Source organism: Hymenobacter yonginensis (assembly GCF_027625995.1).
In the GTDB taxonomy this organism is placed as follows: domain Bacteria; phylum Bacteroidota; class Bacteroidia; order Cytophagales; family Hymenobacteraceae; genus Hymenobacter; species Hymenobacter yonginensis.
In genome coordinates this window covers 438,903-464,865 of record NZ_CP115396.1, presented here as the reverse complement: position 1 = coordinate 464,865, position 25,963 = coordinate 438,903, and the positions used below count along the sequence as shown (strand labels likewise).

Genomic DNA, 25,963 nt, shown 5'->3' with positions numbered 1-25,963 from the left:
ACAGATTCGCTGCTCATTACCATCCACCCGGCAGCGAATATTTTCTCTATTCTTTTCCATTTAACTCTCCCACCTCATGAGCACTGCTTCGAATAACCCGACTAATTCAGGAACTGGTTCAGGCGCAAACTACGGTACTGGCAACGCTGGCACTGGCTACGGCACTGGCGCTAATACGACCTCGAGCGGCAACATGGGCAACGCCTCCACCGGCAATCCTAGCCTCGACAGCAACGACAACAACCCGCATCATGACCACAGCGCCACCCAGAAAGGTGCAGCTGTAGCCGGTACTGCTGGTGCAGTAGTAGGTTCGGGCATTGATGCCGTACAGAACGCCGCCGGTGATGCTGCCCGCGCCGTAACCGGCAACGACACCACCTACGGCTCCGGCAACAGCTACACCACGGGCATGTTCCGTGACCGTGACAGCGCTGAGCGTGCGTACTCTTCTCTCTCGTCGCGTGGCTACACCAAGGACGACGTGAATCTGCTGATGTCGGACGAAACGCGCAAAACGCACTTCGGCGACAACACCGTAGAAACTGAGCTTGGTGATAAGGCCATGGAAGGTGCCGGCGTTGGTTCGGCCATCGGTGGCACGGCGGGGGCCGTAATTGGCGCTATTGCGGCCATTGGTACTTCGGTAGCCCTGCCCGGCTTGGGCCTCATCATTGCCGGCCCGATTGCCGCTGCTCTGGCTGGTGCCGGTGCCGGTGGCCTTACGGGTGGCCTGGTAGGCGCCCTGGTGGGCTCGGGCATTCCCGAGGAGCATGCTGTAGAGTACGAAAACGACGTGAAAAACGGTGGTATCGTAATGGGCGTGAAACCCCGTAACGCAGAAGATGCCCAGTATTTCGAAGAAGAATTCCGCCGCAACAACGGCGACAAAGTACGCCGCTACTAAGTACCGGCAGCTTTGCGAAAAAGGACTCTTCCCACCCGGGAAGAGTCCTTTTTTTGTTTGTAACAGACCAACGGCTTTTCACAGGAGCATCTGGCAATGTGGCCCGATTTTTAAGTAGCTATATCTGGCTGCAGAGTGCAACCTCTTTTGTCAGTTTGGTGCCTCTACAGTTGCAGGCCACGGTGCCAACGGGCACTTAACCGGCACTAGTTGGGTTTTTCTTTTAGAACCGGCACCTTGGCTGCGCCGTACCTCTCAGGACGGCTTTTGTGTACATTTGATTTTCCTCCATTTCACCCGATTCTTCATGTCTTCTCCCCGAATCAAGATAGGCTTGTACGCCGCGGTGGTGCTGGCAGTATTCGTGCTGGCCTCCTACAAGCTGTACAACCGCGGTGATGCGCGTACGCCTCAGAAAGACGCCATATTGGTGCAGGCTATGCTGCAGGGACTTACCTACCAGCACTACCAGCCCGAGAAACTCGACGATGCCTTTTCCAAGCGGGTATTCGACCTGTATCTGAAGCGCGTCGACTCCAACAAGAAATTCCTGCTGGCCTCCGATGTGGCCCAGCTGCGCAAATACCAGAACACCGTTGACGACGAAGTGAAGCGTGGCACCCACGAGTTCATGGACCAGACCAACCTTGTGCTCGATCAGCGGGTGAAGGATGTGCAGGTGTTGTACCGTGACATTCTGTCCAAGCCGTTCGACTTCACCACCGACGAGGCCTTCGAGACCGAGCCCGACAAGATGACGTACGCCGCCGACAAAGCGGCCCAGCGTGAGGAGTGGCGCAAGTTTCTGAAGTATCAGACGTTGGTGCGCATTTCGGAAATGATGGACACGCAGGCCAAAAAGAAGGACAAGCCGCTGGCTTCTACCTCTGCTACGCCTTCGGCGGCCACCACCACCGAGCCGACCCGCACGCCCGCCGAAATGGAAGTGGAAGCCCGCAAGCGGGTGCTGAAGTACTTCGAAGACCAGTTCAAGGATCTGTTGCAGAACGATGCCAACGACCGGCTGGCCATGTACGCCAACACCATTGCCAACACCTACGACCCGCACACCGAGTATTTCGCGCCGCGTGACAAGGAGAGCTTCGATGTGGCCATGACCGGCCGCTTTGAGGGCATCGGTGCCTCGCTGCAGGAAAAAGATGGCCAGATCAAAATCACGGACATCATCCCCGGCAGCGCTTCCTACCGCCAGGGCGACCTGAAGGCCGGCGACATCATTTTGCGCGTGGCACAGGGTGCCGAGGAGCCGGTATCGGTGGAAGGCATGCGCCTCGATAAGGCCGTGTCGCTCATCAAAGGCAAAAAAGGCAGCGAAGTGCGCCTGACGGTGCGCAAGCCCGACAACAACACCCGCATCATCTCCATCATCCGCGACGTGGTGGTGATCAAGGAAACTTACGCCCAGTCGGCCACCATCAACGAGGGCGGTAAGAAGATTGGCTACATCAAGCTGCCGACTTTCTACGCTGACTTCAACGACAACGGCGGCCGTAGCTCGGCCGAAGACGTGAAGAAGGAGCTGGAAAAGCTCAAGCAGGAGAAAGTGGAAGGGATGGTGCTTGACCTGCGCTTCAACGGCGGTGGCTCTCTGCAGGACGCCGTGGAAATGGCCGGCCTGTTCATCGACAGCGGCCCAGTAGTGCAGGTGAAGGGCAGCCAGGGTGCCGCCAGCGTCCTCAACGACCGTGACCCCCGCGTGCAGTACAGCGGCCCGCTGGTGGTACTCGTGAACAAGTACAGCGCCTCGGCCTCCGAGATTCTGGCTGCCGCCATCCAGGACTACAAGCGTGGTGTGGTGATGGGTGCTGCCAGCACCTATGGCAAAGGCACCGTGCAGCGCATCTTCGACCTCGACGACGCCCTGCCGGCGGAGTTCAACAGCATCAAGCCGTTCGGCTCGCTGAAGCTCACCACCCAGAAGTTCTACCGCATCAACGGCGGTTCCACTCAGTTCAAAGGCGTGGTTCCCGACATCATCCTGCCCGACGCGTACAGCTACCTCGACCAGGGCGAGAAAGAGCAGGAGTACGCCCTGAAGTGGGACGAAATCAGCCCGGCCCGCTACCGCTCGTGGCCGCAGGCGCCGGCCTTCGACAAGCTGCGTACGGCCAGCCAGGCCCGCGTAGCCGCCAGCCCCAGCTTCCGCCTCGTAAACGAGCTGTCGCAGCGGATGCGCAAGCGTAAAGACGAAACCAAGGTGTCGCTGAAGCTGACCGCCTACCGCGCCGAGCAGGAGCAGAACAAGGCTGAGTCGGACAAATACGAGGCCGTGCAGAAGTCGGCGCAGCCGCTGGCCATTGCCCCGCTGTCCATCGACTTGAAAGCGCTGGGCACCGACACCGTGGAAGTGAACCGCGCTTCGCGCTTCACCAAAACCCTCAACAAGGACATCACGCTCCGTGAGGCCGTATCGGTGGTGAAAGACCAGATGTAAGCTAGCCGATCATCGGCTGCAGAAAGCCTCCGCAACGCTCGTTGCGGAGGCTTTTTTTTGCGTCTGCGGCAGTCAGTTATACGCCGGCAGTATCGTTAGTAAATCGACACTAATACTTATTTTCAATAGCATCACCATTATCATTGCTAAACAATTGATAATCAAAAATAATTACAGCCATATATTTGCCCAATATTTTTAGCAAACAGCGAACTAACTATAGTATCATCCTGTTGAACAGATATGACGACGAACATGGAAACTCCGATCATTCCGCTCGTTACGGACGAGCAGCAGAAGCTGGCTGATGAAACCTGGCGCAAGTCGATTCCGGCCCAGGTGTTTCTCAATTACTTCTTCGCTATCAACTACCACATTCAGGAAGGCGACGACGCCAGCGGTGGCCTGCAGCACCTCCCCTTCTTCCGGGCGCACCAGGCCGAGCTGACCGACGCCGACCTGACCGCCGTGACCAAGCTGCTGCACGCCTGCTGGAGCACCGAGTACGCGCTGCGCTCCACGGCCGAGCTAGGCGACGAGGACTACCTGCGCAACGCCCTGCACTGGACGTTCCCGCAGGCCTACCACACCATCATGGCCGGGCTGCAGGCCTTTCTGCACACGGCCGGCGTGCGCGGCAACAATCCGTCGCTGGTGCGGCGGGAGGTGGGCCGGCTGGTGGTGCGCAATGCCTACCCGCGGCCGGTGTCGTTCTACGCCGCCGGGGCCTACGGTGACTTCAGCATCCATCGGCTGCCGCTGGCGGGCTACAAGGCCGGCCTGCACATTGCCGGCAAGGAGATTGACGCGCAGGCCCAGATCGGGCAGTTTCTGCGCACCACCCGCAAGCTCAAGGCTACGGCCACCCGCCAGCAGATTCAGGCCAACCCCAACACGGCCATCCGCAGCCAGAAAACCGGCAAGGTGCTCGACAAGTGGACGGCCTCGCACTGGCAGCAGATCACCTGGCGCCTCGGCTACACCACCATCTTCGATCTACTGGGCCGCTTGCGCATCTCGCAGACCAGCCGCGAGATTGAGCGGTTCATTGAGGCCGAGATTGACTTCAAACTGTTCCACCAGTCGCTGCTCAACATCGTGAGCTACCTCAACGGCATCCACGAAACCTACGTGGCCAAGGCCATGGGCCTGGAGCGCTACCAACAACTGGTGGCCGAGCTGCCCAAGCACCTGCAGCACAGCTTCGTGGAGGACCGGCTGCGCACCCGCGTGCAGCCTACCCTCACGGGCGAGGCGCCGCTGCCGCAGATGGGCATTGCCGCCTAGTGCCCGCAACCGCTACCAAGTACACCTCACTCCATATACACGTAAGCGCCGCTCCTTTGGGGCGGCGCTTTTTGCTTGGGGCTGAAAACCGAACGGGGGCCCCTAGCTGTTAGGTTAGCCGGACAGGCCGCCTTACTTTTGCAGCTTGACTTTTCCGGCCCTGCGGGGCCCTGTTTTTACGCCCTCCCCCATGCAGCACCTCAGCGAACAGGAAATCATACGCCGCCAGAAGCTCGAAGAACTTCAGAAGCTGGGCATTGAGCCGTATCCGTCCGAGCTGTTTGACGTGAATTTCTACGCACAGGAAATCCACGACAACTACCACCCTGAGCTCAACAACTTCCAGGATGTAAGCTTGGCAGGCCGGCTGATGTCGATTCGGGTGAAGGGCAAGGCCTCCTTCGCGGAGCTACAGGACGCTTCAGGCCGCATCCAGCTCTACATCAACCGCGACGAGATTTGCCCCGGCGAAGACAAGGAGCTCTACAACACCGTGTTCAAGAAGCTGCTGGATCTGGGCGACTTCGTGGGCGTAAAGGGCCATGTGTTCAAGACGATGGTGGGCGAAACCTCCATCCACGTGACGGGCCTGACGGTGCTCAGCAAGAGCCTGCGCCCGCTGCCCGTGGTGAAGGAGCGCACCGACGAGGCCACTGGCGAGAAAGTAACCTACGATGCCTTCACCGACCCCGAGCAGCGCTACCGCCAGCGGTACGTGGATTTGGTGGTGAACCCGCACGTGCGCGAAGCCTTCATCAAGCGTACCCAGCTGGTGCAGGCCATGCGCAACTACCTCAACGACAAAGGCTACCTAGAGGTGGAAACCCCCATCCTGCAGCCGCTGTACGGCGGTGCGGCCGCCCGCCCGTTCAAAACGCACCACAACACGCTGGACATGACGCTGTATCTGCGCATTGCCAACGAGCTGTACCTGAAGCGCCTCATCGTGGGCGGCTTCGATGGGGTGTATGAGTTCAGCAAGGACTTCCGCAACGAGGGCATGTCGCGCTTCCACAACCCCGAGTTCACCCAGATGGAGCTGTACGTAGCGTACAAGGACTACTACTGGATGATGGACCTGGTGGAGGAAATGGTGGAGCAGGTGGCGCTGGCGCTGCACGGCAAAACCGAAGTGCAGGTGGGCGAAAACCTCATCAACTTCCAGCGTCCCTGGAAACGCTTCACCATGGCCGAGTCCATTGAGCACTTCACGGGCTTCAACATTGATGGCAAGAGCGAGGACGAGCTGCGCGCAGCCGCCAAGGAGCTGAAAGTAGGCCTCGACCCGAGCATGGGCAAAGCCAAAATCATCGACGAAATCTTCGGCGAGCATGTGGAGCCCAAGCTGATCCAGCCCACGTTCATCACCGACTATCCGGTGGAGATGTCGCCGCTGGCCAAGAAGCACCGCAGTAAGCCGGGGCTGGTGGAGCGGTTTGAGGCCATCTGCAACGGCAAAGAAATCTGCAATGCCTTCTCCGAGCTCAACGACCCCATCGACCAGCGCGCCCGCTTCGAGGAGCAGCTGGAACTGGGCAAGCGCGGCGACACCGAGGCCATGGTGCTCGACGAGGACTTCCTGCGCGCCCTGGAGTACGGCATGCCGCCTACGGCCGGCTTGGGCATTGGTATCGACCGCCTGAGCATGATCATGACCAACTCCAACTCCATCCAGGACGTGCTGTTCTTCCCGCAGATGAAGCCGGAAAACACGAAGTCGGAAAACGCCCCGCACGCGTAGCCCATCAGCCGCTACAAAGCAGCAAAAACCCCAACGGGGCTGGCCATCTGGTCAGCCCCGTTGGGGTTTTTATCAGTCCGGGGATTTCATGCAGCGCCGGCTAGGTTATCAAGGCCAGCATCTGTGCAATTCGTCTTGATCTGCAAAATCTGCGTTTAAAATCAGAAAGCCTCCCACGCATTATTCGTGGGAGGCTTTCCTTTATATATAACTGACTTACCCTTCCAATCGGGGTCTACTGAAGAAGCTTGCGATGGGCGAACCAGATTTTACTACCGAGAAATACTCTCTCAATAGAAGCTCGGCTGCCGGCAATTTTACTTCAATAACTTCTCCGATCTTCTTTCAAGTCGGTTATATCTTCTCTAACGGCTAGATACGTGACAGGTTACACCTGACGCATTTTTTTTAAGAATTATTTCGGGCGGCCGTAGCCCGCCGAATGGCGCGTGTCGCTGCCGATGCCGTCGTAATCGGAGTCGTTGTCCTCTACCGGGTCGGGAGTGGCGGGGGCCTTGGTGGCGCTGCTGAGCGAGTTCAGCAGCTGGTCGGCGGCGGAGCGGTCGGCCTGGTGCTGCGGGTTGCGGGCAGCGGGCGTGCCGGCGGCGCCGAAGTGGCTCAGGCCATCTTTGAACAGCTTGCTCAGATCCTCGCCAAGCTTAGAGGCGGACTTTTTGAGGCCGCTGCGGGTTTCGTCGCCGGTTTCGGGTGCCAGCAGCAGGCCCGTCACGATGCCAGCCGTGGCGCCAGCCAGCAGCGAGAAGATTACTTTGCCTTTCGTGTCTTGCATACCGCGCACAGAGTTTAGGATGAAACGAGCCGCCAGCTGCCTGCTGGCGTAGGACGGTATAACGCGCAGAATGCCGAGTTGGTTAACTAAAAAAAGCCCCCCGGCTTCCAAAGAAACCGGGGGGCTTTCAGCATAGTGCTGCCTGATGACCTACAGGTCGTTCAGCATTTTCACTACTTCATTTTTGGCTTTGCCGAGCTTGTTCTGCAGACGGCCCACCAGCTCATCACCTTTGCCATCGGCATAGTCGAGGTCTTCGTCGGTCAGCTGCGCGTACTGCTGCTTCAGCTTGCCTTTGGCGGTGTTCCAGTCGCCTTTCAGCTTCAGGCTCGAGCCGGTCGAGCCGGTCAGGTCTTCCAGCTTCTCAACGTAGCCTTTGAACTTGGCGTCCAGCTCTTCGCCGTACTTCGACAGCTGCTCGCCGAACTGGCCGCTGTACTTGGTGGCAGCGCTGCCGATTTTTTCGCGGGTAGCTTTGCCTTTATCGGGGGCCATCAGCAGGCCTGCAATAATGCCAGCACCGGCACCGGCCAGAGCAGCGAGGAGAATTTTGCCGGAGTTGTCTTCTTCGTGATACGACATGGTAGTGGGGAGAGAATGGTGATGAATGAGTTTCGGTTGGGTGGCGTGGCCGGGATGATTTCCGCCAAAACCCTGGCTGAGGCCCGGGTTTGTGCCATTCTGATGCCTAATACGGCGTGTGGCAGCCGGGGTTATAACTCGCCCCTAAAAAAGATGGGTAACCCGCTATATGCCCTCCGCTGAATAGTGGCCTGCCGGGCCCGGCAGCCCGTATGTGCCCCCGAACCTCTACTTTCGTCTGGTCATTCGTCTCCAACTGCTGTTCGTATGAAAACGCTTCTTCCGCTGCTGCTGCTGCTGGCTGGCGCCTGCCAGCGGGCCACCCCACCGGCTGCCAACGCCTGCATCGACCCGGCCAAGATCCGGAAAGATGCCATGTGCACCATGCAATACGACCCCGTGTGCGGCTGCGACGGCCAGACTTACGCCAACGCCTGCACGGCCACCAACGCGGGCGTCACGAGCTTCACGCCCGGTCCCTGTGCTGCTACTCCCTCCACCCCTACTCCCCGCTAGTTTTCACCATGTCTGAGAAACGCTATTTCCGTCAGCAAAACCCCTTCATCGTGCCCACTACCGATGGCAAGCTCATTGAGGAGCACATCGGGCAGGCCAGCACCGGCACTAGCCAGTACAGCGTGGCGCACATGGTGGCTCCGCCGCAGTGGAGCGAGCCGCACCAGCGCCCCGAGTTCGACGAGGTAACGATAGTGGTGCGGGGCCGCAAGCGGTTTGAGATTGACGGCGACGTAGTGGAGTTGGGCGCCGGCGAGTCGCTGCTGATTAAGGCCGGGGCGCGGGTGCGCTACTCCAACCCATTTGAGGCCGAGTGCGAGTACTGGTCGGTGTGCGTGCCGGCTTTCTCGCCCGCCACGGTGCACCGCGAGGAAGAATAGTACCGCCGATGAACCTGCTGTATCTGGTGTTTGGCGACGCGGTCCGGAATCATTTTCAGGCCCAGTTTTCCATTCTGTCGTTTCTGCGCCACCGCGCCGGTCTCAGTGGCATTACGGTGGTGACGGATGCGCCCGACTTCTACCGCCACCTAACCGACCATGTAACGGTGCTGCCTGTTGATGCGGCTACGCTACGCGAGTGGAAGGGCGAGTTCGACTTTTTCTGGCGCGTCAAGATCAAGGCCCTGGAGTACGTGGCCGGGCGCAGCCCCGGGCAGGCCATTCTGTACCTCGACACCGACACCTTTTTGCATGGCTCCTTTGCGGCGCTGCAGCAGGCGCTGGCGGTCGGCACGGCGTTTATGCACGAGCCGGAAGGCGCGCTGTCGGTGCTCGGCAGCAAAACCGAGAAGCTGATGTGGCGCCAGACCGGAGGCCAAACCTTCGGCGGCGTGAAGCTGCACGAGCGCCACGCCATGTGGAACGCGGGCGTGGTGGGCATTCCGGCTGTGGGCGGCCCGGCGGCCATTGCGCTGGCCCTGGCCATCTGCGACGACCTGAGCCGGCAGGGCGTGACGCCGCGCCTGATTGAGCAGTTTGCGCTGTCGGTGGCGCTGCAGGAGCAGTTTGAGCTGCGGGCGGCGCGGCCCTACATCGGGCATTACTGGAGCAACAAGGACGAGTGGAACGATGCCATCAGCCTGTTTTTGCTGGAATCGAGCCTGAAGGCGCGCACCGTGGATGAGGAAGTGGCCGCTCTGGCCGACTTCAATTTCCGGGCTGTGCCGGTGAAGAAGATGCTGAAAAACACCCGCTGGCGCCTGGTGCACCTGGTAGACCGGCTGTTTCCGCCCCGCGAAACCGTGTACGCCGGCGACGAGCCGGCCACCTAGCCCGGACTTCCGGCTTCCTGCCTATCTTGCTGTTGTCTTCCCCTTACTTCTCTATTCTATGGACCAGCGCATTATCAACCTGTTCGACGAGTACACGCACGCGCCGCTCAGCCGCAAGGAGTTTATGGAGCGCCTGCTGAAGCTGACCGGCGGCACGGCCCTGGCCGCCGCGGCCCTGGCGGCGCTGGAGCCCGGCTACGCGCAAGCCGCCAGCATACCTCAGAAGAACGATGAGTTGCTGATGGAAGACGTAACCTGGCCCGGCGCCGACGGCGTGACCATGAAAGGCTACCTGGTGCACCCCAAGTCCAAGAAGAAGCGCGGCGCCGTGGTGGTGATTCACGAAAACCGAGGCCTGACGCCGCACATCAAAGACGTAACGCGCCGCGTGGCGGCGGCCGGCTACCTGGCGCTGGGCGTGGATGCGCTGTCGGGGTTCGGGGGCACGCCGGCCAACGAGGACGAGGGCCGCGCGCTCATCGGCAAGCTCGACCCGAAGCAGAACCTGCAGAACTACCTCACCGGGCTGGCCTACCTGCGCCGCCACCCCGAAAGCAACGGCCGCACCGGCTGCATGGGCTTCTGCTGGGGCGGCGCCATGGCCAATAAGCTAGCTATTGCCGACCCGGCCCTCAACGCCGCTGTGGCCTACTACGGCACCCAGCCGCCCGTGTCGGATGTGCCTAGCATCAAGGCGCGCCTGTTGCTGCACTACGCCGGCCTAGATGAGCGGGTGAATGCCGGCAAAGACGCCTACGCGGCGGCCCTCACGGCCGCGGGCATCAAGTTCGATCAGTACGTGTATGAGGGCGTCAACCACGCGTTCAACAACGACTCGTCGCCGGCCCGCTACAACGCCGAAGCAGCCAAGCTGGCCTGGGACCGGACACTCAAGCTCTTCAAAGAAACCCTCAGCTAACCGAACCCGGACCCCAAAACGCAACAGCGCCCCACCAAACCAGTTTCGGTGGGGCGCTGTCGTTTGTCGCCTGAGCTATTGGCAGATTAGCTTTTGTTTTCGGGCTTGGCGGCGGGCAGGGGCTTGCGGGGCAGCTTCTGGTCGCGCATGGCGGCTTGGTACACGAAGGAGGCAACCAGTACCGAGGCCTGCTTGAGGTCGTCGGCGGGCAGGCGCTCGTAGGTGTCCATGTTGGTGTGGTGGGTGCGGGTGCCGTAGTCGAGCGGGTCTTGGATGAACTGGAAGCCGGGCAGCCCTACGGCATCGAACGAGAGGTGGTCGGTACCGCCGGTGTTGCGTAGCGTCACGGTGGTAGCGCCCATGTCGGCGAAGGGCTTGAGCCAGTCTTGGAAGATGGGCACCACGCCTTCGTTGCCCTGCGCGTAGACGCCGCGGATTTTGCCGGCGCCATTGTCGAGGTTGAAGTACGCAGCCAGCTTCTCGTGGGCGGGCAGCAGCTTCATGGTGGCGGGGTCGGCAAAGTGGTTTTTTACGTAGTTGCGCGAGCCGAACAAACCCTGCTCCTCCTCGCCCCACAGCGCAATCCGGATGGTGCGACGCGGCTGCACACCGCTGGCTTTCAGAATGCGCACGGCCTCCATCATGATGGCGCAGCCGGCGGCGTTATCGGTGGCGCCGGTGGCGGCGTGCCAGGAGTCGAGGTGGCCGCCGAGCATTACCACTTCGCTTTTCAGCTTTTTGTCGGTGCCCGGAATTTCGGCCACCACATTGTAGCCTTTCAGATCCTGCGTCTGGAACTTGGTGCGGGTTTCCAGCTCAATTTCCACCGGAATGCCGGCATCAGCCAACCGAATCAGGCGGAGTTGGTCTTCGGGCGCCATTTCCAACTCGGGCAGCACGGGCTTGGCGTCGGCGGCGTAGGGTGCGCCGTTGCTGGTGAAGAACGTGCCATCGGAGCCGCCGCGGGAGCTCAGGATGGCTGCGGCGCCCTCGCTGACAAACATATCGGCCATACGGGCGCGCATGGCGCTCAACTCCTGTCGTTGCTTGGTGGCCTGCTGCTGTTGTGGGGTTGCGGTCAGAGGCCCTTCGGGCTTGTAGTCGGCCATTTTCTGCAAGGCCTCGTCGGTGTGGCGGCGGGCATCTGGCTCGAAATTGGGCTGGGGCGGGTTGGCCACCTCCAGCAGCACAATCTTGTCTTTCAGCCGGCCTTTGTATTCATCCAGGCCGGCTACATTTCGGGCCTTCACCACCACCACCTGCTTTTTGAGGGCGCCGTTGGTGCCCGGCGTCCAGGCTTTGGGCGCCCCGATGAGCGTGTGGTAGTAGGGTGCCGTCATGGCTACGTACGACTTCTCGATGTCCCAGCCGCGGCCGAAGGTGCCCCAGGGCTCTACTTCGGCGTTGGTGAGGCCCCAGTCGGTGAGCTGCTTTTTGGTCCAGGCATGAGCCCGGCTGAGGCCCTCGGAGCCGGCCAGGCGCGGTCCGCAGACGTCGGTGAGGTAGAAGGCCGTTTCCATCACCTTCGAGCGGTTCAAGCCCTCGTCTTTGATTTTGGCCAGCACGGCCGGGTCGGCTTTGGTGCCCTGCTGGGCCAGCGCCGGAGCGGCTGCCGCCAGGCTGACACCCACCAGGGTGATGAGTGGAAGTACTTTCATAGAAACGAGATGGAAAATGGAGAATCAGAACCCCAAAGTCTCCAGAAAGCCACTGACGTTGCGCGTCTGCTAGTCGGCCGACCTCCACAGCCAGCAGGTAGGTGACAGCTTGTCTACTCCGGAAACCTCTCCCAATTTGAAAAACCCGCCTGTTTTTATGCCGTGCAGCAAGCAGACAGTGGCATGATCTGCCTAGCGTTTGGGGCAATTTCCTGGCTCAGCGGGTGCACTGTCCAGCTTACGAGAATATCAGCGGCCACCCCAGCCTCCACTCTACTGGCGGGGCGCAATATGGGATACGAATTCCCGATTTTACTATATGCTGTTTTCTATATGAGATTTATTTACTTCCTATGTTTATCCACGTAACAGTCAGAACACAAGAGTTATACACGGTTGTTATGGACATTCTCAAACGCAACAACGTCCGCGTATTCGGCCACGGGCCGCGTACGCTGTTGCTCGTAAATGGCTACGGCTGCGACCAGAGCATTTGGGGCTCCGTGGCTCCTACTCTGGCTAAGCAATTTCGTGTCGTCCTATTCGACCAGATGGGCGCCGGCGACGCTGATTTTGCCGCCTATGAGCCAGATAAGTACGCGTCGCTGGCCGGCTACACGCAAGACCTGCTGGACATCTGCCGGCACCTGAAGCTTACCCAGGTTACGCTGATTGGTCATTCCGTGGGGGCCATGATCTGTATGCTGGCCGCCATTGAGGAGCCCGGGCTGTTTCGGCAGCTGCTGCTGCTGTGCCCCTCACCCTGCTACACCAACCACCCCGACTACCACGGCGGCTTCGAGCAAACCGATATCGACTCCATGCTGGCGTACATGGAAACGGACTTTGTGGGCTGGGCCGATTCGTTTGCGCATTTCGTCATGGGCACGCCCGACCGGCCTTCCCTAGTGATGGAACTCTCGCACCGCTTCTGCAAGAATGATCAGCTCATTGCCAAGCAGTTTGCGCGCGTAACTTTCACCTCCGACAACCGGCATGATCTGGAACGGGTGACTACTCCTTGCCTGCTGGTGCAGTGCGCGCAGGATTTGGTAGCGCCGCTGGAAGTAGGCGCCTATCTGCTGGCCGCCATTCCGCAGGCCACCCTCGTGACCCTGCCCATCAGCGGGCACTGCCCCCACGTGAGTGCGCCGCTGGAAACCCTGACGGTACTGCAGTCCTTTATGGCAGCCTGAGGAACTTAGGTGGCTCCGGATTTTTCCGCATCTTGATGCCTTTGTGGCCGGTTGCGGCCACCTATCCGTCTACCTACTTTTCCTGCTATCCGCTTGATTTATCACCGTCTGCTGCTCGCCCTGGCCCTGCTGCTGGCCCCTTTCGCGCTGCGCGCCCAGGCCAAAGACAGCAGCTACACCGCCAAAATGCAGGCCCCCGGCGTGCGCATGATCACCGTCGATGGCAAGTACCAGGTCTGGACCCAGAAGGTGGGGGAGGGAAAAATCAAGCTATTGGTGCTGCATGGCGGACCCGGCAACACGCACGAATACTTCGAGAACTTCCCGCAGTACCTCGCCAAAGAAGGCGTGGAAATCTATTACTACGACCAGCTCAATTCCTACCACTCCGATAAAACCGACGACCTGAGCATCTGGACGATTGCGCGCTTTGTGGAGGAAGTAGAACAAGTACGCCAGGGCTTGGGCCTGGAGCAGTTCTACCTACTAGGCCACTCCTGGGGCGGCATGCTGGCTTTGGAATACGCCGCCAAGCACCCCGAACACATCAAAGGACTCATCACGTCCAACATCGGCTACAAGGCCATGGTGTTCAACAAGAACCGGTTCAGCCAGTATGCGGATATCATCCGGCGGCAGGCCGCACAGGAGGGCAAGGTCGTGGCCGGCCTCGATACAATGGGGCTGATGAGCCTATCCCCGCACATCACGCCAGCCGTTACCAAGGAGTTTCGTAGCCTACATATGATGCGCCGGATGCCGGAGCACCCGACGTTCACGCGCAGCCAAGCCCACATCACCCGCGCCTACGCCGGCGCCTTTATGCCCTTCATGCTGGCCTGGGACTTCTCCGAACGGCTGGCCGTCATCAAGCCGCCCACGCTGGTTATCGGCGCAAAGCACGACTTCGTGCCGCCGGCCGACATTGCTTACATGCAAAGGCACATTCCCAACTGCCAGGCCTACGTCTGCCCCGAAGGCTCGCACTACGCCATGTGGGACGACCCGGAACACTACTTTCCGGCCCTGATTAAGTTCCTGCGGAAAATGGAGCGGAAAGGGTAACTTCTGCTATCCTTTTCCTTCTGCCGCCATGACCGTCGAATACATCCGCTACCGCATTGCCGCCGAACAGCAGCCGGCCTTCCTCGAAGCCATCCGGCAAGCTAATCACATGCTGGCCGCCGCCCCCGACTGCCTCCGCTACCAGTTGGCGCATTGCGAGGAAGACGTGGAGCTGTTTATCTGGCGCATCGAATGGACATCGGTGGAGCGGCACCTGCAGGGCTTCCGCAAAAGCGCGGATTTCGGGGCGTTTTTTCAGCTGGTGAAACCGTTTTACGCCAGTATTGAGGAGATGAACCACTATGCGGTGGTGGCGTGATTCTTCGTCAATCAACTACAATTATCCCCTCCTCAACTACTACATGGATTGGCAACCAATTTCTCTTGAAGAACTCTACGACGACATACTTTCAGCAGAAAGCGAGATGCGCGGTGAAGTAGAGCGGCTGTGGGAGCTGGTGAAAATCTTTCCGGAAAAGTGGCAATATGATACCTACGGCAGCGGAGAGGACAGCTTTTGGGTGGTGGCCGTCTGCGGCCGACGCATCATTTGGTACGACGATATGGAGGAGCATTTCTGCCTTTCTGAATACAAGACCTACGGTCACTTCAATAAGAATACAGCGCACGGCGTGGCAGCTGGATTACAGAATAATGTTCAGGCGCTATTGGCTAGAATCCAGTTTCACTGATCCATACTGCTCGTCCCTTATCCCCCGAACAACCCCCACCCTGCCCCGCTCGTCTAACCGGCTACTGCTTACTTAGCCGCTGCTGCATGAGTCTTTGGGAAATTATTAAACGCCTGCTGCCGTACGTGCGGCCGTACCGCGGGCTCGTACTTGCCACGCTGCTGCTCACGCTGGTGGGCTCGTTGGCGGCGCAGGTGAACCCGTTTGTGCTGCGCTACACCGTGGATACGGTGCAGGGTCTGCTCGACCGCAACCAGGGCCTGGCCGAGGGCGCGGAGTTGCTGCTGCTGGTGAGCGGGCTGCTGCTGGGCAAGGAAATCATCAATACCGGCATTCAGTTCGGGCAGAAGTTCTACGGCGAGAAAATCCGCATCAACGTATCCAGCACGCTGGTGCGCGACGCGGTGCACAAGGTGCTCAGCTACCAGCTCGGCTTCTACTCCGACAGCGGCAACCAGACCGGCAAGCTCCAGACCCGCATCGATAGAGGTGTGGAGAGTCTGATGAAGCTGGTGCAGAACTTCTTTATTGACATTCTGCCGCTGTTTGCCAACTCCATTGTGGCGCTGGTGGTGATGTTTGCCAACAACCTGTACGTGGGGCTGGTGGCGGTGGCGGTGCTGCCGGTGTACTTCTGGCTGAGCTACCGCCAGGCCGATAAGCTCAATGGCACCCGCCGGGCGTTGCGTGGCCTGCGCGAAGCCCGCAGCCAGGGCCTCGTGAACCTCATCGACTCGGCCGTGGTCATCAAGAGCTTCGTGCGCGAAGACTACGAGGAGCAGAAGCAGACCCGAGTGCAGCAGAACCTGCAGGAAGCCCAGCTGGAAACGCGCAAAACCAACTTCCTCTACGACGGCCTCAAAACCTTCACCGAGCAGATTGGCGTGGTGCTCATCATCATCCTGACGGCCTACCTGGTGCTGGATCGGCAGATCAGCATCGGGGCCATCATGTTCCACATCCTGCTATTCAACAACGTCTCGGCCCCTATCCGGCAGCTGCACCGCATTTACGACGAGATGAACGACGCCCTCACCTACGCCGAGGGCTTCTTCGACATTCTGGATGCCGAGGACGCCGTGGAGCCCACCGGCCCGCTCCGGCCCGACCACCTGCAGGGCACCTTCGATATCTGCAACGTGGACTTCACCTACCCCAGCGGCACCCAGGCCCTGCACGACGTCTGCCTGACCATTGAGGCCGGCAAAACTACCGCGCTGGTGGGGCTGAGCGGGACCGGCAAGAGTACCATCATCAACCTGCTCTGCAAGTTCTACGCCCCCGACCACGGCCGGATGCTGCTCGACGGCCGCCCGCTGGCCGACTACGACACCCACGCCCTGCGCCGGCAAATCGGGCTAGTGCTGCAGAAAAACCACATTTTCAAGGGTACCATTGAGGAAAACATCCGCTACGGCGTAATGGATGCCACCCTCGACCAGATCAAGGCCGCCGCCCGCCAGGCCTACCTGCACGAGCAGATCATGGAGCTGCCCAACGGCTACCAGTCCGACGCCCAGCAGCTCTCCGGCGGGCAGCAGCAGCGCATTGCCATTGCCCGGCTGTTCCTGAAAAACCCGCCCATCATCTTCCTCGACGAGCCCACCGCCTCCCTTGACGCCATTGCCACCGAGCAAATCAAAAACTCCCTCGACGCCATCAAAAAGGGCCGCACTGTAGTCATCATTTCCCACAGCCTCGCCCAGATTGTCGATTCCGACTGCATTTACGTGATGAAGCAGGGCCGCATGGTGGAAAGCGGCACCCACGAGCACCTCTACGACCTGCGCGGCACCTACCGCGAAATCTTCGACGCCTCCGCCCGCAGCCTCAACATCGAGAAGTTGGCCCGGGTAATGGTGGACGACGAGGACGAAGTGGGCGACACGGCGGGATAGTAGCGCGAACTTTGTAGTTCGCGTCCCCGCGCCGTTCGAGTGATTTCGTTCCGGGGCGCGAGCTACAAAGTTCGCGCTACTATCTTTCAGTCAGCTATTTACTCTGTTATTGAATGAGCAATCTGCTGTACTATGAGCGCAACCTGCCGCACCGCCTGCCGCCGGGCTCCGATATTTTCCTGACGTTCAGACTAGCCGATTCATTGCCTGCTGCCACCATTGCGCGCCTGCGGGCTCAGTTTCACACGGGAGAAAACCAATTACCGGAAGCTACTTATGCCGAGCAGCGCCGCTACTTCGGCCGCTTTGATCAGCTGCTGGATGAGGCGGCTCATGGCGCTACGTGGCTCCGCCACCCGGAAATAGCCAATCTGGTGGGTGGTTCATTGCAACATTTCAACGGAATAGCCTATTACCTGCGCTGCTATTGCATCATGCCCAATCATGTGCATCTGGTTGTTTCGCTTGAAGATGGGGCGCCGGCACTGGCTGAAACGCTGCAACGCATCAAAGGCTATACGGCTTTGCAGGCCAACAAGCACCTGTGCCGCACCGGCCAGTTCTGGCAGCGCGAAACCTACGACCACATCGTGCGCAGCGGCGACGAGATGCAGCGCGTAATTGCCTACGTGCTCAATAACCCGGTAAAAGCCGGTTTGGTGGAAAGCTGGGAGCAATGGCCCTATACCTACTGGCAGGAGTTCTGACACAGCAGCGCAGTGGCGCGAACTTTGTAGTTCGCGCCCCAGAACGAAATCACTCGAACGGCGCGGGGACGCGAACTACAAAGTTCGCGCTACATTTAACCCATGACCCTCGACCTCACCGGCATTACCAGCAAAGCCGCCATTCACCAGTTGTTCAAGGAGCAGTTGGGCTTTGAAGAGTGGTACGGCCCGAGTTGGGACGCTTTCTGGGATTCTATCGTGGCTATTGTAGAGATGCCGCCCGTGCTGACGCTCACGAACTGGCAGGAATTTGCCGAGTATTGCCCCCGCGACATGCACATTCTGCGGCAGGTGATACAAGACTATGCCGTGGAAATGCATCCCAAACAGATTGTGCTGGGGTAAACGGAGTTGACGACGCGGCCGGCTGACACGGGCGGCACCGTACCTTTGGCGGCTTATCCGCTTCCTGCCTGATGAAGTACCGTTTGCTACCTGCGCTGTTGCTGCCGGCCGCTTTTGCCACCGCCCAACCCACTCCCCGCCCGCCCCAGACCATTGCGCTGCCGCCGGAGCTGGCCGATAAGAACAACCAGTTTTCCGGCCTGTACCTCCACGGCCGCGAGCTGCTGCTGCTCTCCGAAAGCCGCCTGCAGGACCAGGCCGAGGCCAAAGTATATGGCCTTTCCCTGGCCAGCCTCAACCGCCAGCTCAGCGGGCAGCCCCGGGAGCTGCCGTACTGCAAGTACCCCATCCGCGGCCTCGACCAGCTGCGGGCCCGCATCGACAGCCTGGGCCAGGTGTACGAAGGCCTGGAAAGCCTGACAGTGCTCAACGGCGTGCTATACTTCACCGTCGAAACGGCCACGGCCGCGCCTTACTGCTACCTGATTAAAGGCCGCTTCGATGCCGCCCACACGGCCATCCAGCTGGATCCGGAGTATCTGGTGGCGCTGGCCAGGCCCGCCCTGCCCGACGGCACGCACGTGTACAACGCCGGCTTCGAGGCTATGGCCCGCTACCGGCGGCAACTGCTGCTGCTGTTTGAGTACAACGCCTTTCCGGCCGGCAGCCAAGCGCTGCAGCTCTCCGCCGCGGCCACCACGGCGGCGCAGCTACGGGCCGTGCCGGTGGTGGCGCTACCGTTTCGGGTGACGGATATGGTACGCACCGGCCGGGGCCGCTACACGGCCATCAACTACTTCTTCAACGGCCCCGATGACACCGTGTACCGCCCCGCTACCACCGACGCCAACACCCGGCTGGTGTTGGATAGCGCGGGCCGCTACCAAAACTACTGCCGGCTCATCCGCCTGCGCTACCGCCGCCGCCAGCTGCGCTGGGAGCCGCTGCTGGAGCTACCGCGCCCCTACATGACCTACAACTGGGAAGGGTTGGCGGCCTACCGGGGCGGCTACTTTCTGCTCAATGACAAGTACGGGCCGTCGGGGCAGTCTACCCTGCTCTACATCAAACCGGAATAGTCTGGCTTAAACGACCAAGCGTCCGAATCCTAACCACAATTGCCTCCACCAAGCACTGGTTGGACGCGGAATCTGCGCCGCTACGGGGACACTTTCGGGAATTGGCTGTTATAACGCCTTGTGCCGTACATCACCCGGCAACCATCCGCCCCCGAATTTCACTCCTTATGAAGAATATAGCCCTTGTAGTAGGTGCCAGCGGCATCATCGGCAGCAACCTGGCCCGCGAGCTGGTGGCCCACGACTGGCTCACCTACGGCTTGGCCCGCTCGCCCCGCCCCGACGATGTGCCCGGTCTGCACCCCGTGGCGGCCGATTTGCTGGACCCCGCCAGTCTGCAGACCGCCCTGCAGGACCTCGCCCCCACCCACGTGTTCATCACCAGCTGGATGCGCCAGGACACCGAGGCCGATAACATCCGGGTGAACAGCCTGATGGTGCGCAACCTGCTCGACGCCCTGGCTCCCAAAAAATCGGTGCAGCACGTGGCGCTGGTAACGGGCCTGAAGCACTATCTGGGGCCGTTTGAGGCCTACGTGAGCGGGGGCACCCCGCCGCCCACGCCGCTGCGCGAGGAGCAGGCCCGCTTGCCACTCGACAACTTTTACTACGCCCAGGAAGACGAGGTGTACGCCGCCGCGGCCCGCGACGGGTTCACCTGGAGCATCCACCGGCCGCACACCATCATCGGCAAGGCCGTGGGCAACCTCATGAACCTGGGCACCACCCTGGCCGTGTACGCCAGCATCTGCAAGGAAACCGGCCGCCCCTTCCGCTGGCCCGGCTCCGCGGCCCAGTGGAACGGCCTCTCCGACGTTACCGACGCCCGCATCATCGCCCAGCAGTTGCGCTGGGCCGCCACCGCCGAAACCGCCCAAAACCAGGCCTTCAACATCGTGAACGGTGACATTTTCCGTTGGAGCTGGCTGTGGCCGCGCCTGGCCGCGTGGTTTGGGGTAGAAGCCGTGGGCTTCGACGGCACCATCCACCCGCTGGAAGCCGAGCTCAGCCAGGATGCCGCCGTGTGGCGCGACATTGCCGAGCGGCACCAGCTGCAAGAGCCGGCTCTCGACCGCCTCGCTTCCCCCTGGCACACCGACCTCGATCTGGGCCGCCCCATCGAAGTGATGACTGACATGACCAACAGCCGCAAGCGCGGCTTCCTGGCCTACCAGTCCACCGAAGATTCCTTCTTCGACCTCTTCGAGCAGCTCCGCACCGACAGGTTGATTCCGTAGTTTCCGGAGTTGAAGAAAGTAAAAGAACGTCATGCTGAGCTTGCCGAAGCATCTCGCGTGCTGATGTTGGATTGCTAATCAGAATCAGCACGCGAGATGCTTCGGCAAGCTCAGCATGACGTTCTTTTAGGTTTTACACAATTCTACCCAGCCTGCCAAACCGGCCCCAACTACGCCCCCAGGCGCCGTTGGGGCCGGTTTGTGGTTTTTATCCCAGCCTTTACCGACGGCTAACGTATACAAGCAGAACAGCGGCGCGCCTGCGCCGCGTAGTCCATTCAGCCTTTCCGTATGCAGAAGTTCACCATAGAACGCCTCACCTTCGATACCCTCACCAAGCTGCCCAACTCCTGGGAGCCGGCCGATTACAAGGCCCTGCTCACTAAAACCGGCTACGACAACCCCGACGAAATAGCCGCCAACGAGCTGACCGACATGACCCACATGGCCCTCACCGACCTGGAGCCCACCGAGGCGGCCCAGTTGGTGTTGGAGTATCTGTTCGAGGATCAGCTCACCACCGGCCAGATCGAAAACCTGGCTCACCAGATGCTCACCGAAAAGCTCTGGGAAGAAAACCCCGAGCTGGAGCAGCACGAAGGCTTTTTCAAAGCTACCCAGCTGCTCTATACTGCCTACAACGGCAAGTTCCCGCGCGCTGAAGCCGTACAGTTTCAGGTGCAGCTTACAGCCGAAGACGCCGAGGCCCTGAGCATATTCGACCAGCAGCCCGAGGCCCCGCTGCTGCGCCTGCTAGCCCAAGGCATGCCCGACAACACCCTGCTCAAGCGCCTTTTCCATGAGCAGCTAGATGGCACCAGCTTCCCCGAATCTCCCAGCATCATCTGGCAGCTCACGCCCTCGAAGAAAACCGACAAGTCGGTGGTTTTCGACGTGGTTAGCTCCGCCTACTGGCTCGACGATTTCAAGTACGCCGACACCTACGAAGCCACCACCCAGGCTGACGCAGTATCCGAAGAAGCAGAGTAGCGCGCCTAGTAGCGCAAGCCGTATAGTTCGCGTCTCAGCATAAACCCGTCCCAACGGCGTGGGGGTGCGAACTACACAGTTTGCGCTACTGTATGACCATCCCTGCCTCCAATTATATCCGGCCCCTGACAGCTCACGCTGTCAGGGGCCGACCTGTTAAGGAGCATTGGTAACACTGCCGTAATACGCCGGTCATCTTGAAGTAACATCTAATGCCGCACTTTGTGCCAGCATTATCATTTCATGAAGAAGCTGTTAACCATCCTGTTGCTCCTGGCTGCGGGTCGGGTCCACGGCCAGGCCGCCGACTCGGTTTCCTCGGAGCCGGCCCCGGGTAAAAAGTGGTACCAGACGGTAGCTATCCGGGGCTACGTGCAGGCCCGCTACAACCGGCTGCTGGAAACCAACCCCGACCTCACCTGCGAGCAGTGCGACCGGTCGTGGGGCCGCAATGGCGGGTTTTCGCTACGCCGGATTCGTATCATCTTCTTCGGGCAGCTGCACGAGCGGGTGTACTTCTACATCCAGCCCGACTTTGCCAGCACCATCAGCGGCAGCTCCTCGCTGAACGCCACGCTCCTGCGCGACGCCTACTTCGATGTGGGCCTCGACAAGGCCAGCCAGTTTCGGGTGCGGCTGGGGCAGAGCAAGATTCCGTTTGGGTTTGAGAACATGCAATCCAGCCAGAACCGCCTGGCCCTGGACCGCAGCGACGGCATCAACAGTTCCTTTTCCAACGAACGCGACCTGGGCGCCTTCCTGTACTGGGCCCCGACGGCCGTGCGCCAGCGCTTCAGCCGCCTCGTGAAAGACGGCCTGAAAGGCTCCGGCGACTACGGCGTGGTGGGCCTGGGCGTCTTCAACGGCCAGACCGCCAACCGCCCCGAGCTCAACAACCAGCGCCACGTGGTGGCCCGTGTCACATATCCGCTTGAGATTGGGGGCCAGCTCATCGAGCCGGCGCTGCAGGCCTACACCGGCGAGTACGTGGTGAACCGCGACCAGCTGTCCAGCGGCGTGAAGCACCGCCCCGACCTGCGCTACCCCGACCAGCGCGTGGCGGCCACGTTCGTGCTGTATCCCCAGCCTTTCGGCCTGCAGGCCGAGTACAACGTGGGCCGCGGCCCCAAGTTCAACCCCAGCACCGACAGCATCGAGACGCAGCGCCTGCACGGCGGCTACCTGCTGCTCAACTACCGCCTGCAATACAAAGGGCAACAGTTCTACCCCTTCCTGCGCGCCCAGTACTACGATGGCGGCAAGAAGCACGAGCGGGACGCCCGCAGCTACCAGGTGCGCGAGGCCGAGCTGGGCGTGGAGTGGCAGCCGTTCCCCAGCTTCGAGCTGGTGACGATGTACACCCTCTCCAACCGCCGCTTCGAGGATTTCCAGAAGCCCGACAACCGCCAGCGCGGCGGCCTGCTGCGCCTGCAGGCCCAGCTGAATTTCTGAGGAAACTTGTAGCGCGAAGCCTTTGCTTCGCGTTGCAGTAGAGCAATATCGGCAACGATGAGACTACAGTGCCCCTTAATGCAACAACGCCCAGCCAAACCGGCCGGGCGTTGTCGTTTATTGAGAAGGCAGAAAAGCCTACGAGTTGGCCTTCGACATCAGCTCCACGATTTCCTCCGAAATGCCGGTGGTGCTGAAGCCACCGTCGTGCATGAGGTTCTGCATGGTCACATAACGGGTCAGGTCCGAGAACAGGCTGATGCAGTAGTCGGCGCAGGCTTCGGCTGGGGCGTTGCCCAGGGGCGAGAGACGGTCGGCGTACTCGTAGAACGCATCGAAACCGCTGATGCCGGTGCCGGCGGTGGTTTTGGTGGGCGACTGCGAGATGGTGTTCACGCGCACTTTCTTGAGCTTGCCGAGGCGCTGGCCATAGCTGCGGGCAATGCTTTCGAGCATGGCCTTGGCCTGCGACATATCGGTATAATCGAGGAAGGCGCGCTGGGCGGCAATGTAGCTCAAAGCCACGGCCGAACCCCACTCGTTGAAGGCGTCCTGCTTTTCCGCTACGGCCAGCATCTTGTGGAACGACAGGGCCGATACGTCGAGGGTTTTCTGGTACCACTCGTAGTTCAACTCGCCGTAGTGCTTGCCCTTACGGATGTTGGCGCTCATGCCAATGCTGTGCAGCACGAAGTCGAGCTTGCCGCCGAGGTGCTCCTGCGCGCCCGAGAACAGCTTCTCCAGGTCCTCCATGGAGGTGGCATCGGCCGGAATGATTGGCGCGTTGCACAGCTCCGAGAGCTTGTTGATTTCGCCCATGCGCATGGCCAGCGGGGCGTTGGTGAGCACAAAGCGGGCGCCTTCGGCGTGGGCCTTCAGGGCTACTTTCCAGGCAATGGATTCTTCGTTCAGCGCGCCGGAAATGATACCGACTTTGCCCGCGAGCAGGTTACTAGCCATATAGAGAGTTCAGAGGTGTAGTGGTTGGAACTACAAAAGAGGCAAAAAAATACAGAACGTCACGCAAAGCAGAACGTCATTCCGAGCGCAGCCGAGGAATCTCGCTAGTGTGGCATAATCAATTACCACACTAACAAGATTCCTCGACTACGCTCCGCTTTGCTCGGAATGACGTTCTGATACTCCTTCTCTGCTTCTACCCTGCCATTTCTACGCCGCGCAACGCCAGCAGCTCGCGGGCACTTTGGGTGGCGTGCAGGCTGGGCTTGGCCCCGGAAATCATCTGGGCAATTTCCTGAATGCGCTCCTCCAGGTTCAGCGGCCGGATGCAGCTCACGGTGCGGTCGGCGCGGTCTTCCTTATACACGAAGTAGTGCGTGTCGCCGGCGGCGGCCATCTGGGGCAGGTGGCTGATGGCAATAAGCTGGTGCTTTTTGGCCATCTGATGCATCATGCGGCCCACTTTCACCGCAATTTCGCCGCTGATGCCAGTGTCAATTTCATCGAATACGATGGTCGGCAACGCCGTCTTATCGGCCAGCATGTATTTGATGCACAGCATCAGGCGCGAGAACTCGCCGCCCGAGGCCGCCTTGCTCAGCGTCTGGGGCTGGGCGCCTTTGTTGGCCGTGAACAGGATACTCACCACATCAATGCCGCTGGTAGCGGGCGGGCCTTCCTGATGCTGCACCACAATGCGCGAGTTGGGCATGCCCAGATCGGCCAACAGGGAGGCCAGCTCCTTCTCAAACTTCGGGAACACCTTGCGGCGGGCTTCTGAGAGGCGCGTGGCCTGCTTCTGCACGGTGGCCAGGGCGGCGTCGGCGTCGCGGCGCAGGCGCGTAATCTGGCGGTCGAGGTTGAGCACGGAGCTGACCTTGTCGCGCAGGTCGGAGCGCACGGCCAGCAGGGCCACCACATCGCGCACCTGGTGCTTGCGCTGCAGACTGTAGAGCACGTTCAGGCGGCCCTGGAGTTCATCAATGCGGGCCGGGTCGCCTTCGGTGCGGCGCTCGGCGGCTTCTATTTCGTCGGCAATATCGTGCAGCTCAATCAGGCAGCTGTCGAGGCGCAGTTTCAGCTCGCGGGCTTGCTCCGAGTAGTTGGCAATCTGGCCCAGCAGCGTGGCGGCTTCCTTCATGCTGCCGGTGGCGCAGTACTCGTTTTCGGTGAGGCACTGCAGAGCATGAGTGAGCTTGAATTTGATTTCCTCGGCGTGCTCCAGCTCTTTCACTTCCTGCTCCAGCTCGTCCTGGCGCTCGTTGTCGAGGCGGGCGTCTTCCAGCTCGGTCAGCAGGAAGCTGTGGTAGTCCAGCTCCTTGTTGGCCTGCGCTACCTGGTCCTGCAGGGTTTTCAGGTCGGCTTCCAGCTTGCGGTACTGGCGGTAGGCATTGCTGTACTGGCCCCGCGTGGGCACCAGCCCGGCGTACAGGTCCAGCAGGTTCAGCTGAAACACGGCATCCCCGAGCAGCAGCGTGTCGTGCTGCGAGTGAATGTCCATGAGGTTGGCCCCGATGTGGCGCAGGGTTTCCAGCGTCACGGGCGTGTCGTTCACGAAGGCCCGGCTCTTGCCGGCGGGGCTGATTTCACGCCGCAGAATGCACTGCGCGTCGTAATCGAGGTCCTCGGCCTCGAAAATATCCTGCAACTGGTAGCTGCTGATATCAAACTGGCCCTCAATCACGCACTTCTTGTCGGTGTCGAAGAGCATGCGCGAGTCGGCGCGGTTGCCGAGCAGCAGGCCGATGGCGCCCAGCATAATGGACTTGCCGGCCCCGGTTTCGCCGGTGATGATGTTAAGCAGTGCCGAGGGTTGCAGCTGCAGCTGCTCAATCAGGGCGTAGTTGCGGATGCGGAGGTCAATGAGCATAATCTACCAAGTGAAGGCCGGACTCCCGGCCGTAGCTGCCAAAACACACGCGCTACGGACCGGCACAAGCCAGCCGGGGCTAGTAGCTTTAGCAAAGCTACTAGTTCACTTAGTCAATTGCCAATAAAATTTGCTCACGGATTTTTTCGGATAAGGACGAATTCATCGGATTTTGTGGATGATTCGGCTTGAAACCATTCCTGGGCCGGATTTGGGAAATTTGCACTGCTTGAAAAGCAAATCAGCCGGTAAACTTTAAAAGTCGCTTGTGCAGCAGGCGGCAGAATTTCGTCCACAAAATCCGACCAATCCGCCTAATCCG

General features: G+C 60.3%; 24 protein-coding genes. 19 read left to right on the top strand and 5 right to left on the bottom strand.

What is annotated here, in order from left to right; all coding sequences use genetic code 11:
* The first annotated feature begins 76 nt into the window (after positions 1–76).
* The 4 genes from O9Z63_RS21095 to lysS all read left to right on the top strand — a co-directional run bounded on the left by O9Z63_RS21095 (position 77) and on the right by lysS (position 6,390).
* Positions 77–907, top strand: a complete 831-nt coding sequence (locus O9Z63_RS21095; RefSeq protein WP_333490329.1) for a hypothetical protein — start codon at positions 77–79, stop codon at positions 905–907.
* A gap of 307 nt (positions 908–1,214) precedes the next feature.
* Positions 1,215–3,362, top strand: a complete 2,148-nt coding sequence (locus O9Z63_RS02050) for a carboxy terminal-processing peptidase (protein WP_270127610.1) — start codon at positions 1,215–1,217, stop codon at positions 3,360–3,362.
* A 255-nt stretch (positions 3,363–3,617) separates the two neighbouring features.
* On the top strand, positions 3,618–4,649 hold the full coding sequence (locus O9Z63_RS02045) for a hypothetical protein (protein WP_270127609.1): 1,032 nt from the start codon (positions 3,618–3,620) through the stop codon (positions 4,647–4,649).
* A 190-nt stretch (positions 4,650–4,839) separates the two neighbouring features.
* Positions 4,840–6,390 carry a lysine--tRNA ligase gene (gene lysS, locus O9Z63_RS02040; RefSeq protein ID WP_044013765.1) on the top strand — a complete coding sequence of 517 codons (1,551 nt, stop codon included), beginning with the start codon at positions 4,840–4,842 and terminating at the stop codon, positions 6,388–6,390.
* A 415-nt stretch (positions 6,391–6,805) separates the two neighbouring features.
* Here the strand turns inward: lysS and O9Z63_RS02035 are convergent, their stop codons facing one another.
* Both O9Z63_RS02035 and O9Z63_RS21090 read right to left on the bottom strand, forming a co-directional pair.
* Complete coding sequence (locus tag O9Z63_RS02035) at positions 6,806–7,180, bottom strand: YtxH domain-containing protein (RefSeq protein WP_270127608.1); 375 nt, start codon at positions 7,178–7,180, stop codon at positions 6,806–6,808.
* 150 nt (positions 7,181–7,330) lie between these two features.
* The gene (locus O9Z63_RS21090; protein ID WP_333490328.1) at positions 7,331–7,762 is read right to left on the bottom strand and encodes a CsbD family protein; all 432 of its coding nucleotides are present in this window, start codon (positions 7,760–7,762) and stop codon (positions 7,331–7,333) included.
* Positions 7,763–8,029: 267 nt separating this feature from the next.
* Here O9Z63_RS21090 and O9Z63_RS02020 point away from each other — a divergent pair, with 267 nt between their 5' ends.
* From O9Z63_RS02020 to O9Z63_RS02005, 4 genes are read left to right on the top strand one after another with little or no spacing between them, the layout of a single operon-like run.
* Positions 8,030–8,278 carry a Kazal-type serine protease inhibitor domain-containing protein gene (locus O9Z63_RS02020; protein ID WP_270127607.1) on the top strand — a complete coding sequence of 83 codons (249 nt, stop codon included), beginning with the start codon at positions 8,030–8,032 and terminating at the stop codon, positions 8,276–8,278.
* Between the two features lie 8 nt (positions 8,279–8,286).
* Positions 8,287–8,658 carry a cupin domain-containing protein gene (locus O9Z63_RS02015; protein WP_270127606.1) on the top strand — a complete coding sequence of 124 codons (372 nt, stop codon included), beginning with the start codon at positions 8,287–8,289 and terminating at the stop codon, positions 8,656–8,658.
* Between the two features lie 8 nt (positions 8,659–8,666).
* Positions 8,667–9,551 carry a hypothetical protein gene (locus tag O9Z63_RS02010; protein ID WP_270127605.1) on the top strand — a complete coding sequence of 295 codons (885 nt, stop codon included), beginning with the start codon at positions 8,667–8,669 and terminating at the stop codon, positions 9,549–9,551.
* Between the two features lie 58 nt (positions 9,552–9,609).
* Positions 9,610–10,470: a dienelactone hydrolase family protein gene (locus O9Z63_RS02005; protein ID WP_270127603.1), complete on the top strand. Its 861-nt coding sequence runs from the start codon at positions 9,610–9,612 to the stop codon at positions 10,468–10,470.
* 86 nt (positions 10,471–10,556) lie between these two features.
* Here O9Z63_RS02005 and O9Z63_RS02000 read toward each other — a convergent pair whose 3' ends face one another.
* The gene (locus tag O9Z63_RS02000) at positions 10,557–12,128 is read right to left on the bottom strand and encodes a M28 family metallopeptidase (RefSeq protein ID WP_270127601.1); all 1,572 of its coding nucleotides are present in this window, start codon (positions 12,126–12,128) and stop codon (positions 10,557–10,559) included.
* A 401-nt stretch (positions 12,129–12,529) separates the two neighbouring features.
* Here O9Z63_RS02000 and O9Z63_RS01995 point away from each other — a divergent pair, with 401 nt between their 5' ends.
* The 11 genes from O9Z63_RS01995 (at position 12,530) to O9Z63_RS01945 (ending at position 22,811) form a co-directional block, all read left to right on the top strand.
* Positions 12,530–13,324, top strand: a complete 795-nt coding sequence (locus tag O9Z63_RS01995; RefSeq protein ID WP_270127599.1) for an alpha/beta fold hydrolase — start codon at positions 12,530–12,532, stop codon at positions 13,322–13,324.
* Between the two features lie 93 nt (positions 13,325–13,417).
* Positions 13,418–14,389 (top strand): proline iminopeptidase-family hydrolase, encoded by a 972-nt coding sequence (locus tag O9Z63_RS01990; protein ID WP_270127598.1) that lies wholly within the window; start codon positions 13,418–13,420, stop codon positions 14,387–14,389.
* 28 nt (positions 14,390–14,417) lie between these two features.
* Complete coding sequence (locus O9Z63_RS01985; RefSeq protein ID WP_270127597.1) at positions 14,418–14,708, top strand: antibiotic biosynthesis monooxygenase family protein; 291 nt, start codon at positions 14,418–14,420, stop codon at positions 14,706–14,708.
* A 43-nt stretch (positions 14,709–14,751) separates the two neighbouring features.
* On the top strand, positions 14,752–15,081 hold the full coding sequence (locus O9Z63_RS01980) for a hypothetical protein (RefSeq protein ID WP_270127596.1): 330 nt from the start codon (positions 14,752–14,754) through the stop codon (positions 15,079–15,081).
* An 86-nt stretch (positions 15,082–15,167) separates the two neighbouring features.
* On the top strand, positions 15,168–16,979 hold the full coding sequence (locus tag O9Z63_RS01975; RefSeq protein WP_270127594.1) for an ABC transporter ATP-binding protein: 1,812 nt from the start codon (positions 15,168–15,170) through the stop codon (positions 16,977–16,979).
* A 113-nt stretch (positions 16,980–17,092) separates the two neighbouring features.
* Positions 17,093–17,686, top strand: a complete 594-nt coding sequence (locus O9Z63_RS01970) for an REP-associated tyrosine transposase (RefSeq protein WP_270127593.1) — start codon at positions 17,093–17,095, stop codon at positions 17,684–17,686.
* A 102-nt stretch (positions 17,687–17,788) separates the two neighbouring features.
* Positions 17,789–18,052: a barstar family protein gene (locus tag O9Z63_RS01965; RefSeq protein ID WP_270127591.1), complete on the top strand. Its 264-nt coding sequence runs from the start codon at positions 17,789–17,791 to the stop codon at positions 18,050–18,052.
* 71 nt (positions 18,053–18,123) lie between these two features.
* Complete coding sequence (locus O9Z63_RS01960; protein WP_270127589.1) at positions 18,124–19,131, top strand: hypothetical protein; 1,008 nt, start codon at positions 18,124–18,126, stop codon at positions 19,129–19,131.
* Positions 19,132–19,298: 167 nt separating this feature from the next.
* Positions 19,299–20,369: an SDR family oxidoreductase gene (locus O9Z63_RS01955; protein WP_270127588.1), complete on the top strand. Its 1,071-nt coding sequence runs from the start codon at positions 19,299–19,301 to the stop codon at positions 20,367–20,369.
* 291 nt (positions 20,370–20,660) lie between these two features.
* Positions 20,661–21,359 (top strand): hypothetical protein, encoded by a 699-nt coding sequence (locus O9Z63_RS01950; protein WP_270127587.1) that lies wholly within the window; start codon positions 20,661–20,663, stop codon positions 21,357–21,359.
* A 243-nt stretch (positions 21,360–21,602) separates the two neighbouring features.
* A complete protein-coding gene (locus O9Z63_RS01945) occupies positions 21,603–22,811 on the top strand; it encodes a porin (protein WP_270127586.1) in 1,209 nt (402 codons plus the stop codon).
* Positions 22,812–22,949: 138 nt separating this feature from the next.
* Here O9Z63_RS01945 and O9Z63_RS01940 read toward each other — a convergent pair whose 3' ends face one another.
* Positions 22,950–23,771 (bottom strand): enoyl-ACP reductase FabI, encoded by an 822-nt coding sequence (locus O9Z63_RS01940; RefSeq protein WP_270127585.1) that lies wholly within the window; start codon positions 23,769–23,771, stop codon positions 22,950–22,952.
* Positions 23,772–23,967: 196 nt separating this feature from the next.
* Positions 23,968–25,641: a DNA repair protein RecN gene (gene recN / locus O9Z63_RS01935; RefSeq protein WP_270127584.1), complete on the bottom strand. Its 1,674-nt coding sequence runs from the start codon at positions 25,639–25,641 to the stop codon at positions 23,968–23,970.
* Between the last annotated feature and the right edge of the window lie 322 nt (positions 25,642–25,963).